At 38.7% G+C, this 14,645-nt stretch carries 20 protein-coding genes; all 20 read right to left on the bottom strand.

The features are described from left to right. Positions 1-9: 9 nt before the first annotated feature. Complete coding sequence (thiC, locus tag KJ593_04730; protein MBU2541187.1) at positions 10-1,293, bottom strand: phosphomethylpyrimidine synthase ThiC; 1,284 nt, start codon at positions 1,291-1,293, stop codon at positions 10-12. A 1-nt stretch (position 1,294) separates the two neighbouring features. Beyond that, positions 1,295-1,933: a thiamine phosphate synthase gene (gene thiE, locus KJ593_04725; GenBank protein ID MBU2541186.1), complete on the bottom strand. Its 639-nt coding sequence runs from the start codon at positions 1,931-1,933 to the stop codon at positions 1,295-1,297. Further along, positions 1,899-2,312: a thiamine-phosphate pyrophosphorylase gene (locus tag KJ593_04720; protein ID MBU2541185.1), complete on the bottom strand. Its 414-nt coding sequence runs from the start codon at positions 2,310-2,312 to the stop codon at positions 1,899-1,901. The genes thiE and KJ593_04720 overlap by 35 nt, the downstream gene beginning before the upstream one ends. Further along, a complete protein-coding gene (gene rfaE2 / locus KJ593_04715; GenBank protein ID MBU2541184.1) occupies positions 2,296-2,775 on the bottom strand; it encodes a D-glycero-beta-D-manno-heptose 1-phosphate adenylyltransferase in 480 nt (159 codons plus the stop codon). The genes KJ593_04720 and rfaE2 overlap by 17 nt, the downstream gene beginning before the upstream one ends. Further along, positions 2,765-3,340, bottom strand: a complete 576-nt coding sequence (locus KJ593_04710) for a D-sedoheptulose 7-phosphate isomerase (protein MBU2541183.1) — start codon at positions 3,338-3,340, stop codon at positions 2,765-2,767. Before KJ593_04710 ends, rfaE2 begins: the two co-directional genes overlap by 11 nt. A gap of 18 nt (positions 3,341-3,358) precedes the next feature. Continuing rightward, a complete protein-coding gene (locus tag KJ593_04705; protein ID MBU2541182.1) occupies positions 3,359-4,393 on the bottom strand; it encodes a 6-phosphofructokinase in 1,035 nt (344 codons plus the stop codon). A 23-nt stretch (positions 4,394-4,416) separates the two neighbouring features. After that, a complete protein-coding gene (gene amaP, locus KJ593_04700) occupies positions 4,417-5,010 on the bottom strand; it encodes an alkaline shock response membrane anchor protein AmaP (protein ID MBU2541181.1) in 594 nt (197 codons plus the stop codon). Beyond that, complete coding sequence (locus tag KJ593_04695) at positions 5,007-5,366, bottom strand: Asp23/Gls24 family envelope stress response protein (protein MBU2541180.1); 360 nt, start codon at positions 5,364-5,366, stop codon at positions 5,007-5,009. The genes amaP and KJ593_04695 overlap by 4 nt, the downstream gene beginning before the upstream one ends. A gap of 5 nt (positions 5,367-5,371) precedes the next feature. After that, complete coding sequence (gene accC, locus KJ593_04690; protein ID MBU2541179.1) at positions 5,372-6,724, bottom strand: acetyl-CoA carboxylase biotin carboxylase subunit; 1,353 nt, start codon at positions 6,722-6,724, stop codon at positions 5,372-5,374. A gap of 18 nt (positions 6,725-6,742) precedes the next feature. Then, a complete protein-coding gene (gene accB, locus KJ593_04685; GenBank protein ID MBU2541178.1) occupies positions 6,743-7,210 on the bottom strand; it encodes an acetyl-CoA carboxylase biotin carboxyl carrier protein in 468 nt (155 codons plus the stop codon). A gap of 18 nt (positions 7,211-7,228) precedes the next feature. Beyond that, on the bottom strand, positions 7,229-7,792 hold the full coding sequence (gene efp / locus KJ593_04680; protein ID MBU2541177.1) for an elongation factor P: 564 nt from the start codon (positions 7,790-7,792) through the stop codon (positions 7,229-7,231). After that, entirely contained in the window at positions 7,767-8,831 is a 1,065-nt protein-coding gene (locus tag KJ593_04675) for a Xaa-Pro peptidase family protein (GenBank protein MBU2541176.1), read from the bottom strand. Before KJ593_04675 ends, efp begins: the two co-directional genes overlap by 26 nt. Next, a complete protein-coding gene (gene aroQ, locus KJ593_04670; GenBank protein MBU2541175.1) occupies positions 8,828-9,268 on the bottom strand; it encodes a type II 3-dehydroquinate dehydratase in 441 nt (146 codons plus the stop codon). The genes KJ593_04675 and aroQ overlap by 4 nt, the downstream gene beginning before the upstream one ends. A gap of 32 nt (positions 9,269-9,300) precedes the next feature. Further along, positions 9,301-9,459 (bottom strand): Trm112 family protein, encoded by a 159-nt coding sequence (locus tag KJ593_04665; protein MBU2541174.1) that lies wholly within the window; start codon positions 9,457-9,459, stop codon positions 9,301-9,303. A 17-nt stretch (positions 9,460-9,476) separates the two neighbouring features. Beyond that, complete coding sequence (locus tag KJ593_04660; GenBank protein ID MBU2541173.1) at positions 9,477-9,848, bottom strand: DUF1844 domain-containing protein; 372 nt, start codon at positions 9,846-9,848, stop codon at positions 9,477-9,479. Positions 9,849-9,878: 30 nt separating this feature from the next. Next, positions 9,879-10,691, bottom strand: coding sequence for an AmmeMemoRadiSam system protein B (gene amrB, locus KJ593_04655; GenBank protein MBU2541172.1), 813 nt, complete (start codon positions 10,689-10,691; stop codon positions 9,879-9,881). A gap of 1 nt (position 10,692) precedes the next feature. Further along, on the bottom strand, positions 10,693-11,595 hold the full coding sequence (locus KJ593_04650) for a sugar phosphate isomerase/epimerase (GenBank protein ID MBU2541171.1): 903 nt from the start codon (positions 11,593-11,595) through the stop codon (positions 10,693-10,695). After that, complete coding sequence (gene rpsU, locus KJ593_04645; GenBank protein ID MBU2541170.1) at positions 11,595-11,756, bottom strand: 30S ribosomal protein S21; 162 nt, start codon at positions 11,754-11,756, stop codon at positions 11,595-11,597. The genes KJ593_04650 and rpsU overlap by 1 nt, the downstream gene beginning before the upstream one ends. 79 nt (positions 11,757-11,835) lie before the next feature. Continuing rightward, entirely contained in the window at positions 11,836-12,522 is a 687-nt protein-coding gene (locus KJ593_04640; GenBank protein ID MBU2541169.1) for an energy transducer TonB, read from the bottom strand. Between the two features lie 85 nt (positions 12,523-12,607). Continuing rightward, complete coding sequence (locus KJ593_04635) at positions 12,608-14,470, bottom strand: TonB-dependent receptor (protein ID MBU2541168.1); 1,863 nt, start codon at positions 14,468-14,470, stop codon at positions 12,608-12,610. Positions 14,471-14,645 lie beyond the last annotated feature (175 nt).

The raw sequence follows: 14,645 nt of genomic DNA, 5'->3' as shown, positions 1-14,645 counted from the left end.
AATACTGACTTAACTAGGTAATGAAGCCTCGGTCAGTTTCATAGAGCAATAATCACCGCACATAGAACAGGTTTTTAATTCCCTTGCTTTAATAGAGTGTCTAAATTCGCTTGCTCGTTGCGGATCAATAGAAAGAGAGATTAGCTTTTTCCAATCTCTTTTATTTCTTGCAGAAGATACCTGCCTGTCCCATTTATCCGCTTGTTTAATTCCCTTGGCAATATCTGCGCTGTGCGCCGCAATGCGCGAGGCAATCAGACCTTCTCTCATGTCGCTGATCGTAGGTAGCCGTAAATGCTCTGCAGGTGTGACATAGCAAAGAAAATCAGCACCATACATAGCAGCCAAAGCGCCTCCGATTGCCGCAGTTATGTGGTCATATCCTGCTGCCACATCACAAACAAGCGGCCCCAGGACATAAAATGGCGCGTTTTTACATAACTTTTTTTGCAGGACAATATTAGATTCGATTTGATGTAGCGGCACATGCCCGGGTCCTTCTACAATAACCTGCACATTTTTTCTTCTTGCCTTTTTCACAAGATCAGCCAGGTGTCTTAATTCGTTTATTTGTGCAGCATCAGTGGCATCAGATATTGCGCCAGGCCTTAAGGCGTCACCCAGACTCAAGACAATATCGTATTTATATGCAATCTTTAAAATTTCATCAAAATGTTCATAGAGAGGATTTTCTTTTTTATTTGCATCCATCCAAGCGCTTAAAATTGCTCCTCCCCTGCTTGCAATTTTAATCTGACGTTTGGATTTTTTTAAGATCTTTAATCCTTCTCTTGTTATGCCAGAATGAATTGTAAAGAAGTCAACACCCTCTTTTGCCTGATTTTCAATGCATTTAAGCATTGTCTCTAAATCCATCTTGAGAAAGCTGCCTCTCTTTTTCCTTGCCAGTAATGCCGCTTCATAAATCGGCACTGTTCCTACAGGAATAGGAGAATTCTTTAAGATTAGATTGCGTACTCTTTGCGCATCCGGACCAACACTTAAATCCATTATAGTATCAGCTCCTAAATTTACAGCCTCTCTAAGTTTCTTTAATTCCAGTTTAACATTGGCTTTATCGGTCGAGCTTCCGATGTTAACATTAACCTTTGTTTTTAAACCCTTGCCCACTGCCGTTGTCTTTTTAGGGCGTCTTATATTATTTGAAAAAATCACTGCCTCATTAGAAGCTATTCTTTTTGACAGGAGCTTAGAGGGGATTTTTTCTAGCTTAGCTATATAGCGTACTTCTTGAGTGATTCGATTTGTCTTTGCTTGATCTATTTGAGTCATATCAATTGCATCTTAGGAGCTGTTTTAAGCGCGTTGCCTCACCAGCGGGATTCTTGGCTCTTGTTATAGCGCGATGCACAGCGATTCTTTTTATACCTTTTCTTTTTATCTTGTCTAGATTTTTTCGATTTATTCCCCCAATTGCAAAAACTGGTATATTGATTTTATTGGATACTTCTGACAGCAATCGTTCGCCTATTGCAGGCACTCCTTTTTTCGTAGGCGTTTTATAGATTGGTCCTATTGAGATGTAGTCTGCGCCGCTAGCCTGCGCTCTCTTGGCTTGAGCAAGGCTATGGCAGGAAATACCAACTATTTTTCCCGGCCCTAAAATCTTTCTGGCATCCTTTATTGTTATGTCGCTCTGGCCTAAATGAACGCCGTCGGCAGAAGAAAGCCTTGCGATATCGACTCGATCATTGATGATAAGAATAGGCTTGGTCTTACTGGAATTGGCTTTTATTAATTTTGCTGCCGTAAGAAGCCTCTGGAATTGTTCGGTTTTCTCCCTTAATTGCACTATGTCTACTCCGGCAGAGGTAATCTTTTTCAAGAGTCGCTTTATCTCTAGGGGCCTTTTTTTTACATCAACAATACAATAAAGTCTAGAATTTGAAAGCTGCTTCTTTTTCGAGTGCATAAATCTTATATCTGATTTTTTTAATCTTTTGAGTCTGGCTATTTCCTAACAACTTAGAAAACTCCTCCAGAACCCTTAAAGACTCTTTAGTCCTTTGGATATTTGCAAAAAAGATTTGCTGATAATTATCCCTTCTTGACTCACTCTTTATACTTTTTTTCCCTACGTCTCTAACGATATCTCTATGTTCTATCAGCTTATGCCTTGCGGTAATTTTTTTTACTATAGCAGAGATTTCGTGCCTTACTTTTTTGAATTTAATCCAGATACTATAGTCATTAATCAGAAAGCGTATAATATCCTCACAGACTCTGATTCCTTCCGTAAGACGGTTGATGTTAGCGTCGATTACCCTGTAGATCTTAGTTTCTCTTGGCAATTTTTCTTATTAATTTTGATGTAGAGTAGCCTTTTGAATAGGGGATTTGACGCACGCTTCCTCCGTAACCCTTTACAAAATCACCACCAACTATATCCTCAAGCTTCCAGTCCGCGCCCTTTACGATTATATCCGGATTGAGGAGTTTGATTAATTTAAGCGGGGTTCTATCGTTAAACAGCGTCACCTGATCTACCATTTCTAGGCTGGAGATAATTTGAAGCCTGTCTTTTTCTGATGTTAAAGGCCTACCTTTTCCTTTTATTTTCCTGACCGAGTTATCGCTATTGAGCGCTACGATTAAAAACCCTCCTAATTTCTTAGCATCGTTGAGGTATTTGATATGACCAAAGTGAAGCAGGTCAAAGCACCCATTTGTAAATATAATCTTCTTACCTTTCCTTTTCTGAAGCTCAAGAATCTTCTTTAATTTTTTTTGATTTAATATAATTTTATTTTTCATTCAGGAGAGCTTTTTCCACTAAACCACAAATAATATGGCCGATTTTTATATGCATCTCTTGTATGCGGCATGTGCGCAGGGAATTAACGCTTAAGGTTAGATCAGAAACCTTAAATATTGCCTTTGAGGCCTTACCGCAAAAACCTACAGTAGCAAGCCCTAGCTGTCTTGCTTTTTTTAGTGCTTCTAGGACATTTTTTGAGCTGCCGCTGGTAGAAATACCTATGGCAACATCTCCAGCTTGGCCTAGTCCTTCAATCTGCTTTGAGAAGACATGACTATATCCAAAATCGTTTGCAATAGCGCTTATTATAGAGGTATTTGTGGTTAGGCTTATTGCTGCAAGGGCCTTGCGATTTTTTTCAAATCTTCCTATTAATTCAGCAGCGATATGTTGGGCATCAGCTGCAGAGCCGCCATTACCGAAAAGTATAACCTTATTTCCTCTTTCCAAACAGTCAATAATAACTTCAGCTATCCCTTCAATCGTTTTAATTTGATTCTTAATAGCGTAATTAGTTATCGAAATGCTTTCTTGTAGGTCTTTTTTTATAATTCTATTCATGAAAGATTTTATTCTTTATTAAAAGAAGATTTTAGCAATAGAGTAGAGTTCCATATCTACTGTCTTTAGTTCTTTAACAGCATCTTTTAATGATACAGTAACTATTTTATTGCCTGAGAGAGCAACCATTTTTCCGAATTGCTTATCTTTGATTAACTCGACTGCCTTAATACCAAAGCGCGTTCCGAGAATTCTGTCAAATGCAGTTGGCGAACCACCACGCTGGATATGCCCTAAAACTGAAATACGTGTTTCATAACCAGTTTTTTCTTCTATTAGTTTTCCTAATTTTTCTCCAATGCCGCCTAAGCGCACATGGCCAAATGCGTCTTTTTTCTCCTCTTGTAATACCTCAGTGTCTTTTTTGAGCTTTGCCCCTTCTGCAACTACGACAATACTGAATTTTTTACCTCTCTCGTGTCGTTTCTTTAGAAGATTACAGACCTCGTCCGTATCGATAGGTATTTCAGGAATGAGAATAATATCTGCACCTCCGGCAATGCCTGCATAGGTCGCAATCCAGCCTGCATGTCTACCCATTACTTCCACGACAATAATTCTATGGTGGCTTTCTGCGGTTGTATGGAGCCTGTCAATGCATTCTGTTGCAATGTTAATTGCTGTATCAAATCCAAATGTATAATCTGTACAAGAAAGGTCATTATCAATAGTCTTTGGCACGCCAACGATAGGTAGTTTCTCTTGAGTATAAAGCTTATTTGCCACACCCAGCGTGTCTTCGCCGCCAATAGCTATAAGTGCATCAAGAGCCAGGTCTTTGAAATTTGTCTTTATTTTGCCTACATCACCTTCCTGCTTATAGGGATTGGTCCTGCTTGTTCCCAAAATAGTTCCGCCCTTAGGCAATATTCCTGAAACAGACTTTAGATCAAGCGGCATCGTCTCTTTATTAATAAGTCCTTTCCAACCGTTGAGTAAACCGATAATTTCAAAATCTAACTCAAGACCCTTTCGAGTCACAGCTCTAATTACCGGATTCAAACCCGCGCAATCCCCGCCTCCGGTTAAAATTGCTATTCTTTTTTTTGCCATTTCTTGTTAGCCTCCACTGATTGTTATCTTTTGTAACCCCTAAACGGGACTGATGTATCTTCTTCTGCTTCTTTTTTATTTCGCGGTCTGTCTTTGGCCAGTATCTTAGTGACAAATATCTTAACGGTGATTGCCTCATCAATTCCGAGGATTTCCTGAATCCTCTCCTTTATCAACTCCTGAACCTTTCCTGTAAATTCAGGGATGTGCACGTCGGCATTCAAGGCTAGCCTTAAATTAATCTCTATGCCCTTTTTGGAGGCTATGACGTTTGGCCTTGCTTCTTTTATTCCTTCGATATCGCCGGTTAATTTTCTGATTAGGTCTTCTACTGCATTTAAGGCCACAAGGACCTCGCCGCTAGCTGTTTGAAAGGCTATTGTTTTTTCACGCTTAATCCTTGAAAACATTATTTGAGAGAAAACAAAACCAATTAGAATAATCAATAGGCCTGTTAGACCTGTAGCCAATCTGGCATTAACGGTGTCAAGGCTTTTCAAGAGAACAGTTAAGTCATAGGCATCGATTTTTCCAAGAGCAAAGCTTATCAATAATGCGCCAATCGTGAATAAGACGATCGTATAACAATAGATAACAAATTTAGTTATAATCTTCACTTTTTCGCCTCCTTTTCTACTGCCTGGATATTTACGTCAATCTGTTTAATATTTAGTTCTGTGCTTTTTTCTATCATCTTGCGTACATTTTCCTGTACCTTGGCTGCAACCTCTGGAAGGTTATAGCCGTAGGAAACTATAATTGGAACAGATATAGTAACCTCGTTATTATTGTCAATGTTAACGTCTATTATTCCGCCAAGATTGAGCCCAAACAGCTTAGATACAAAGCTTTTTAGCGAATAACCCAAGTCAGCAACGCCATCTACTTCTTTGGCAGCATTCGTAGTAATGGAGCTAATAACCTTTTTGTGTATGCGGATGGTTCCCAACTCACTTTTTACATTTTGATCCATAATACTCACTCCTTCTTTTCGGATAATAGGTCTTCGATAAAATGCGTAGTAATTTCTCCCCTTAAGAAATTACGGTTTTCCAATAGTTCTCTGTGAAAAGGAATGGTTGTCTTTATCGGTTCGATTATAAATTCATCAAGGGCGCGGCGCATTGTCTGCAGCGCCTCATTGCGATTGTTGCCTTTAGTGATTAATTTTGCAATTAAAGAGTCATAATAGGGTGGGATTTTATATCCGGAGTAGACATGAGTGTCAATTCTTATATTAGGTCCGCCTGGCAAGATTAAATTCTTTATCAGGCCTGGGGAGGGCAGGAAACCATTGTCAGGATCTTCTGCATTGATTCTACATTCTATTGAGTGGCCCGATGATTTTATCTTATCCTGTTTCAATTTCAGCTTTTCACCTGCTGCTAAAAGAATTTGTAGTTTTACAAGATCTATGCCTGTGAGCGTCTCTGTAACCGGATGTTCAACCTGTATACGAGTATTCATCTCTAAAAAGTAAAAATCTCCGTTTTCATCTAGGAGGAATTCAACTGTACCTACGCCTTGATAGCCCACGGCCTTGGCAGCCTTTATAGCAACCTCGCCCATTTTTCTTCTTAGTTTGTCATCCAGGGCCATAGAAGGAGATTCTTCTAGAAGCTTTTGATGTCTTCTTTGGATGCTGCAATCGCGCTCGCCTAAATGGACTGTGTGACCTTTGCGATCAGCTACAATTTGGAATTCAATATGACGGGAATTGGATATATATTTTTCAAAATAGACATCAGGATTTCCAAAGCTTGATTCAGCTTCATTCTGGGCTGTAATTAAAGCGCTGATCAGTCGCACGTCATTATGACAGATGCGCATTCCTTTTCCGCCACCACCCGCGGTAGCCTTTATCATTATTGGATATTTTATTTTTTTTGCTATCTTTATTGCATCTTCTTTTTCTTTAATGGCGGTTAGCGTACCGGGGATTATGGGAATCTTAGCCTTTTTCATTGTCTCACGCGCTGCCATCTTGTCTCCCATGAGTCGCATATTGTAAGGAGAAGGTCCGATAAATTCTATCTGGCAGGATTGACAGATTTCGGCAAAATGGGCATTTTCCGCAAGGAAACCATACCCAGGATGGATTGCCTCTACGTCAGTAATCTCTGCAGCGCTAATGATGGCAGGAATGTTTAAATAACTATTTGCGCTGTTTGCAGGACCAATGCAGACAACTTCGTCTGCAAAGCGCACATGCAGACTGTCTACATCAGCTTCAGAATATACCCCAACAGTTTTAATTCCGAGTTCTTTACAGGCGTGGATAATTCTTAATGCTATTTCACCACGATTAGCAATTAAAATTTTTGAAAACATATTATCGCAAATTGCAGGCTAGGAAGATGGTTCCAGGCGCATAATCACCTGTCCATATTCTACAGGCTCAGCATTATTTACTAAGATTTCAACGATCTTACCTTTGTGTTCAGATTTGATCTCATTCATTAATTTCATAGCTTCGACAATACAGATTATTTGGCCTTTACTAATAACCTGTCCGACTTCTATGTATGGAGGCGTCTCCGGACTAGGTGCGCGATAAAAAGTACCCACCATGGGCACCTTTATTTCAATAAGTCCTTTTACTTCTTTTGAGGCTTCACTTGAAGATTTTGCCTGTTGTTTCTGGGCGTCCAGGATTTCCTTGGTTTGCTCGCCGTCAGGCTGTGTGGTTGATACTTCATATTGCGAGCCAGTTCCTTTCTTAAGGCGAATGCGCATGCCATCCTTTTCAAACTCAAATTCTGCAAGATTGTTCTCGTTCATCAGGGATAACATTTCTTTAATTTCTCGGATGTTCATAGCTTCCCTCCATTATGTCTAAGAAGCGCGTTCAAGATATTTACCAGTTCGGGTATCGATTTTAACAATGTCTCCTTGCTTAATGAAAAGTGGCACCTGAATAGTATGTTTTGTTTCAATTGTTGCCGATTTTGTGCCTGCCTTTACAGTATCGCCTTTAATTGCAGCTTCAGTGTGTAATATTTTAAAATTGACAAATGCAGGAAGGCTGATTGTAAGCAGTTCTCCATCATAAAAAGAAGCGGATAATTCTAGATTATCTTTCAGAAAATGCAATTGGTCCTTAAGTCGGTTTTTGCTAATGGCGATTTCTTCGTAATTTTCAAGGTCCATAAAATGATACACATCGTGTGTATTATATAGATATTGTATCTTTTTTTGTTCCACAAATGCCTCTTCAATTCTTTCCTCGCAACGGAATTTCTTTTCAGAGACTGTATCTGTCTTTAGATTCCTTAGTTTCGTCCTGCTGAATGCAGAGCCCTTGCCCGGCTTTACATGTTGAGTGCTTACTACTGTATATACTTGTCCGTCAATAAGGACAGTCAAGCCACTCTTAAGCTGATTTATTGAGAGCGCCACTTAGAACCTCAACTCCATTTTTCTTGACCAAAACCATATCTTCGATTCTAACCCCAAACCTTCCCGGTATATATATTCCCGGCTCTACTGTGAAGACCATACCCGGGATGAGAGGTTTCTTATTTTTCTTTGATATAAAAGGTGCCTCGTGTACTTCCAGACCAATACCATGGCCAGTAGCATGCTGAAAAAAACGCCCAAATCCTTTTCGGGCTATAAAATTTCTCGCTTCCGCATCGATTTGGGCCGCAGAAATGCCTGGTTCTATTTTAGAAATCGCTCTAGCTTGTGCCTCAAGAACAACGTCGTAAATTTTCCTTAAATCTGCAGGTATTCTACCCAAAAAAAATACCCTTGTCAAGTCGGATTTATAGCCCTTATAATCGACTCCAAAATCCAATGTTAGAACGCTGTTTTTACCAATTTTTTTATCTGTACTTCTTGCATGCGGATAGGATGAATGCCTACCGCTGGCGGCGATCGGCTCAAAAGAAGTTCCTTGTGCGCCTTTATCTTTTATAAAACTTTCGATTCGCGAGATAAGGTCATTTTCACTCATATTGGCGCGAATGATTCTTTTTACGAATCTATAGGCACCTATAGAGATATTAACAGCCTTTCTTATTAACCGGATTTCGCTTTCTGTCTTTATCTGTCGTGAGTCTTCAATCAAATCAAATGTAGGAATTAACTTGCAGTTCTTTTTTAGGTCTTTTTTTAATTTCGCATAGGATGCGTAATCCAATGATTTTGCCTCAAAACCCAATCTCCTCGCCTTTATTTTTTTAATAAGCTCAGGTACTGTCTTAAACACAGAATCTTTAATACAAACAGCATTAAAGTTCTTTACTGCTTTTTTTGCCTCTTCAATGTTCCTGAAATCAGTCAAAAAATACCTTTTTTTCGCATCTAAAATGATATAACAATCATCTGCCTTAAAATTTGCAAGATAAGCAATGTTGGATACATCTGTTATGAGGAGGGCATCCAGATTCAGTTCATCCAGTTTGCTGTGGAGATAAAGCAATCGTTGTTTCACTTTTTTATTATTCTAGAGGCAGCGAGCAACCCTAAGCAATAGCTGTTAATACCAAAACCGCAAATCTGTCCTGTTGTTACGGCAGCTGTAAGAGAATGCTGTCTAAATTCTTCACGAGAATATATATTTGATAAATGTACTTCTATGGTCGGCAGGCCTGAGGCAGCTACGGCATCCCTGATAGCTACGCTTGTATGGGTGTAGGCAGCAGGATTTATTACAATAGCGCTAAAGCCTTGTTTTTTGGCCTTACCGATTACGTCTACTATTTCGCCTTCATGATTGGATTGGAGTATCTTAAGCGTCAGTTTTTCTTTTTTGGCGATTTTTTTTAGACTGCTATTGATTTCCTCTAAGGTTACTTTACCATAGACGTCTACCTCTCTTTGACCTAGGAGGTTAAGATTTGGTCCATGAATAATTAGGATTTTGCGCATAATCACCCCTTTTGAACGCAAGGATCTCTTGATTAATCCTGCTCTGCCTCATCAATAAGCATTATCGGAATACCGTCTTTTATTGGGTATTTACGTCCGCATTTCGTGCAGACAATTTTTTCCTTTTTTAATTCAATGTCTGCCTTACACGCAGGACACGCAAGGATATCTAACAATTCTTTGTCTATCATCTTTGGCCACCTCCTGTTTAAGCCTTGGCCCCTTTTGATTTTTCAACAAAACGCATTTTTAATTCATAGAGAAGTGTATCTATAAAATTATCCTCTTCTAATGCTAAATTCCCGGATGTCTTGTCTTTTATCATGGTTAAGGTATCTATAAAGAACTTAGCTTGCCTTAAATCTACTTTTTGTTCTTTTGTAACTGGATTTGGCATATCCCCTAAGGCGATAGAGGCCTGCATACCCAAGGTGCTTACAAAAAAAGTAAAATTTGGTTCGTCTGGTAAGAATCCGTCTTTACTATCGTCACCTTCAGCGCCTTCTGGCTTTTGCGCCTTTTCCTCTTTTGCAGTTTTCTTCCAATCTTCATCAATCTTCTTTTTTTCAGGGCTCTCCATATAATTCACCTCTTTCTGAACGCTCCTGTTTCATTTGATAATCAAACCAGCGTAACCTACTACTTGAGAATAATCGCCGCTTGCTTTAGCGCTTGTTTCGTATTTTATCAGCTCGGCCTTCTTGGCTCCTAATATCCGTGCTGCTTCAATAACTACAGCTGTAGGGTATACCCCACACATTGAGATATTATTTTTACTTACGATTTCTATTAAGCCTTTTGCTGAGAGCTTCTCTATTTGGGAAATTGCAAGCTTGTCTTTTGAATTTGCCTCCTGCTGACTTTCATAATGCGTCATATCCGAACTTGCCAAAAACAAGGTTTCATCAACAAGATCAGCTGTCTTAATTGTTTTTACAAGGTCGGCGGCAAGTTTTAGTATTTCACTTAGGCTAATTTGCCCAACAACAATCGGAACAATCTTAAAATCACTACTAAAATATTGCAGGATTGGAAGTTCTACTTCCAGGCAGTGTTCGTAAACATGTGCGCTTATATCTTCTTCTAAAATTTCAGAATTGGAAAGAAATGCCTTTGCGATTTCTTCGTTTATTTCCACATCCCCCATAGGTGTGTTCCACTTACCTTTTGATGAAATACTTACCCTCTTTCCTATGCCAGTATGATTCGGCCCTAGGAGGATTATATTTTTTCTAATTTCAAGTTGCGCTATTACGCTAACTGCTACCTCTCCGGAGTAAATATAGCCGGCATGAGGAAGCATGGCTGCAATCGCAGATGATTTTTGCGCCCTTTCTTTAGGAAGAAGGGAATTAATCTGCTTTCTAATTGCAGCAGCGCTAGAAGGATAAAACTTGCCTGAGGCAACAGACTCACGCAACATATCAACTAAAAATTTTATTTAAGAAATTAATGCTTTGGCCCAACTCTTCTTTACTAGCCGCAGCATGTGCTTCAATTACCTTAATCGTATTTCTTTTAATATAAGGCGCTAAAGATTTGAAATTAAGTTCTCCTACGCCCGGGGCAAGATGATCCTGCATGCCAATTACATCGTGAAGATGGACGCCAATAAACTTAGAGGAGTATCTCTTTAAGTATTCCTTCTCTCTGATACCCCAGAGCTTTTGCATAATCCTGGCATGGCCTGTATCAAACCAAAAAAAGGCATTTGTGTTTTGAAGCAGAATATCGAATTCATCTAGTTGTGGGATTTCAGAATAATAGATACGATTTTCCAGACCAAGCTTTACATTCAGCTTTTTTGCGTAATTAGAAAGCTCTCCTATACTCGTGAGGGCCTTCTCTAAATGCGGCTTCTTCCTCTTTTCACGTAAGATGCGCATTCTGTTTTTAATACTTTTAAAAGCAGAGGAATTGCCCTTGCCGGCAGCAAACAATTGCATGAGCTGCTTGCTTTTATCTTGCATATCCACTCTTCCTGAATGCAAGATAAGCGCCCTTGCCTTTAGCTGTGAAGCAGTCTCTATTGACTTTTTGGTATATTTTAAAGCAAGACGCCGCTTCTTCTCGTTTAGCGAGGAAATGGAATAATAGTCTGGTAACGCCTTTTTAGTTGAGAGGCAGTTAGGTATCGGGCAGAAATTATGACAGCTGAGGATTCTAATCATGCCTTCTTTCCTCAGCCTATCTATTTGTCTGATTCTTTTTTCGGTAAGACTAAAGTTAAGCTCTAATTCCTTAAATCCTACCTTAACTATCTCATCAATCTGTTTCTTTGCACTTCTAAATTTGTTGACGTTCCAGGATAAAGAAAGTGCAAACATTATTTTTTTCTTTTGCCTTTTTTCCTTCTTTTTTCACTAGGCTTTTCATAGTGTTTGCGGTCTCTGACCTCTCTTAATATTCCTTCGCGTTCGATCTTCTTCTTAAAACGACGCAATGCAGATTCAAATGGTTCGCCTTTGCGTACTTCTACTTCGGACATTAATATCACCCCTCATTCTTTAAATAGTATTACAACTATAGCACTGTTAGAATGTTATGTCAACTTACTTGTATGAATTTCAGTCAACCAATCTGAATTCAATAATGACATTGAAGGAGAGTTGCTGATGCTTGAGTTTTGGTGGGAATACTGGAAAAGGCGCTGCTTTTTCTAAGAAGCTATGTGCCATATATTGTAGTTCTTGATTATTAGTTGATTTTTCGTTAACGACCTTTGCAGTTATGAGTTGACCACTGGAATCGACAACAAAGGATAAATACACCTCTCCTTCGTTAACTAAAGTATTGTTTAAGTGAGCCACATTTTTGATCTTCTCCCGGATTATCTGGTAATAGCTCAAATATGCCGGATTTGACATAAAAGGAGAGCTGACCACAGGAAGCTTTACTATTTCTATGGGTGATTTTTCTTTTCTCGTAGGCAATTGTACATTACGTACGATAACCTTACCGGTACTCAAAAGATCTGCTTTTTGCGAAAATGCCGGCGGACTAGACATGTCTCCTGCCTTTAGAAGTAGTCTATTTTTTTTAAGCTTACTAAGATCCTCGCGTTGATTAACATTCTGCTTTAATTTTTTATTCAAGGCATTTTCTAGCTTTAGGATCTTATATGTTACCTCCAGATTCGTTAAAGATTTCTTTGGAGGTATTATTTTAAATCGTGGCAATTCTAGAAGGAACACAGCGTGAATAAATATCGAAATTAATATGATTACTTTAAATTGGGCACTAGAATGCTCCATAACTTCAAATATAGTAATTAGTTAGAAGTTTTTTCTTGCTTCTATAAAATACTATAACATATAAAAAATAAAAACTCAAGCCAAATTAAAATGTTAATTTAAACCCGCTATAAAATGCCCTTCCTGGCATAGAATAGTCCCTCTCCTCTTGATACGTTCTATCAAAGATATTTTTAGTCTCAAACAAAATTTGCGCAAAATCATTTATTTTGTAGGAAAGGTTCATATTCATAATAAAGTAGGCCTTGAGAAAGGTCGTATTGCTTGCATTGCTGAATCTTTTTGTTTTGTATATGCCGCTTAAGCCCAATTCGTATCTAGGGACAGGTGAGTAGGTTAATTTTAACTTATACAGATGTCTAGGCCGATATATTAACCAGTTCTTTGTATCTTTATTTTTAGCTCTTAGGTAAGTGTAGTTAAAATTAGCTTTAAAATGGTCATTTGTAACGAATTCTGTCTCAAGCTCAGCTCCTCTTATAGATGCAGAGCTAACATTTTCAGGTCTCCACCACCAAGAGTCATCAACTGTCCATTCTATTAAATCATCGAAATCTGTCATAAAATATGTAATATCAGTCTTAAGTCTTCCTAAGGAATACCCGCCTATGCCTGCTTCATATGAAATTGCTTTTTCAGGACCAAGATTAGAATTCCCTTCTACCCCGCCCCAAATACCCCAATCTTCTTGCGGCCAGTAAAGATCATTAAAAGTAGGCGCACGGAAAGATTTTGCTGCCAAGGCATGCAGCTTTATTTTATCAAATAACCAAAGATTAAAACTAGCACTAGGGCTAATCCTATCTCCAAAATTTGAATAGTCATCCCAGCGTGCTCCGAACTTCAAGGACCCTTTATTAAAAATGTCTGTCTCTGATTCAAAATAAGTCCCTTTCAGGCTATAGCTATGTTTGCCGCTGTTTGAACTGTTAAGTCTGTGCTCTTGAAAGCTTAATCCAATTGCGGATCGATAAATATCGAATAGAACTTGAGAAATCTGAAAATCTGTCCCATAAACCTTGGTCTGTTGTGTATCTTTATCAAGCGGATCAAAGGCTTCAATAAATTCCAATCTATCAAAATTCTGATATACCTTTAAAACTATATCTTGACCTTCCAACATTTTCCCATCATAAGTTATATCGATATATTTTTTAAATGTTTCCTGTCTATCATCCAGGTCTTGATTAGTAATTAAGCCCGGGGTTCCTACTTCTGAATTGTAGTATCCAAAAGAAGTATTAATATGATTGTCAGCATCTAACTCAATCCCTAATTTTGTATTTACATTGTTGCTTAAATAGTCAGCATTATCTCTATGGCCATGCGAGGCTAGGTAGTCGCTGGATATAAAATAATCGAACTTATCTATTTTATTTGAGTGGGTTAAAGAAACAGATTTTGTATTGAAAGAACCGAATTTGCTTGAACTTTTAGTCTGTTTTTTTTCTTTTCCGCTTTTAGTAATTATATTGATAACCCCGCCTACCGCATTCGCGCCATATATACTACTTAAAGGGCCGCGCAAAACTTCAATCCTTTCAATGTTTGAAAGAGGAATTTGATTAAAATCTGTGAGACCATCGCGCGGGGTATTGACTGGTCTTCCGTCAACAAGAGTGAGGACTTGGCTGGATGAGGCACCTCGGGTATGGATAGCTCGCGTAGAGCCAGTAGAACCATACTCTAATATATCTACTGAAGGCAATAAATCCAGGACCTCTGAGATCTCAAGCTTGCCTTCAGACTCAATGTCTTCTTTAGTGATAATACTTATATTTTGGGTGGAATGCCTATATTCCTGCTTTAGCCTAGAAGGCGTAATTACAATCTTTTCTAAATCAATTGTGTAATGAGATGTACCAGACTCATTTGCATCTACCTTAGTATTAATTAGACAGAAAATACATAATAAAGTCAAAGTAAACAAGCATTTAAATTTATTCATTGTTTTTCTCCTTCCGCGAGGATACTTTCCTGCTTATTGCAAGCAGAAATAGCGAGGCAATCGTCCGGGCTCACCTAGGCTTTTATCAAGCCTGGGTATTACCGTTGCGGGACAGCAAGGGGAATTTCACCCCTACTTCCTTTGCCTATATAAAGTGTTTTTGTCTATACCTTCT

The sequence above is a fragment of the Candidatus Omnitrophota bacterium genome (assembly GCA_018830005.1).
Taxonomy (GTDB): domain Bacteria; phylum Omnitrophota; class Gorgyraeia; order JAHJTE01; family JAHJTE01; genus JAHJTE01.
Note: the sequence above shows the minus strand (reverse complement) of the source record. Positions and strands in the feature narration are given on the sequence as shown.

Excerpts from the sequence above, each read along its gene's own strand:
- thiC (MBU2541187.1), bottom strand. The coding sequence starts at position 1,293 with ATGACTCAAATAGATCAAGCAAAGACAAATCGAATCACTCAAGAAGTA.
- thiE (MBU2541186.1), bottom strand. The coding sequence starts at position 1,933 with ATGCACTCGAAAAAGAAGCAGCTTTCAAATTCTAGACTTTATTGTATT.
- rfaE2 (MBU2541184.1), bottom strand. The coding sequence starts at position 2,775 with ATGAAAAATAAAATTATATTAAATCAAAAAAAATTAAAGAAGATTCTT.
- KJ593_04710 (MBU2541183.1), bottom strand. The coding sequence starts at position 3,340 with ATGAATAGAATTATAAAAAAAGACCTACAAGAAAGCATTTCGATAACT.
- KJ593_04705 (MBU2541182.1), bottom strand. The coding sequence starts at position 4,393 with ATGGCAAAAAAAAGAATAGCAATTTTAACCGGAGGCGGGGATTGCGCG.
- KJ593_04695 (MBU2541180.1), bottom strand. The coding sequence starts at position 5,366 with ATGGATCAAAATGTAAAAAGTGAGTTGGGAACCATCCGCATACACAAA.
- accC (MBU2541179.1), bottom strand. The coding sequence starts at position 6,724 with ATGTTTTCAAAAATTTTAATTGCTAATCGTGGTGAAATAGCATTAAGA.
- accB (MBU2541178.1), bottom strand. The coding sequence starts at position 7,210 with ATGAACATCCGAGAAATTAAAGAAATGTTATCCCTGATGAACGAGAAC.
- aroQ (MBU2541175.1), bottom strand. The coding sequence starts at position 9,268 with ATGCGCAAAATCCTAATTATTCATGGACCAAATCTTAACCTCCTAGGT.
- KJ593_04665 (MBU2541174.1), bottom strand. The coding sequence starts at position 9,459 with ATGATAGACAAAGAATTGTTAGATATCCTTGCGTGTCCTGCGTGTAAG.
- KJ593_04660 (MBU2541173.1), bottom strand. The coding sequence starts at position 9,848 with ATGGAGAGCCCTGAAAAAAAGAAGATTGATGAAGATTGGAAGAAAACT.
- amrB (MBU2541172.1), bottom strand. The coding sequence starts at position 10,691 with ATGTTGCGTGAGTCTGTTGCCTCAGGCAAGTTTTATCCTTCTAGCGCT.
- KJ593_04650 (MBU2541171.1), bottom strand. The coding sequence starts at position 11,595 with ATGTTTGCACTTTCTTTATCCTGGAACGTCAACAAATTTAGAAGTGCA.
- rpsU (MBU2541170.1), bottom strand. The coding sequence starts at position 11,756 with ATGTCCGAAGTAGAAGTACGCAAAGGCGAACCATTTGAATCTGCATTG.
- KJ593_04640 (MBU2541169.1), bottom strand. The coding sequence starts at position 12,522 with ATGGAGCATTCTAGTGCCCAATTTAAAGTAATCATATTAATTTCGATA.
- KJ593_04635 (MBU2541168.1), bottom strand. The coding sequence starts at position 14,470 with ATGAATAAATTTAAATGCTTGTTTACTTTGACTTTATTATGTATTTTC.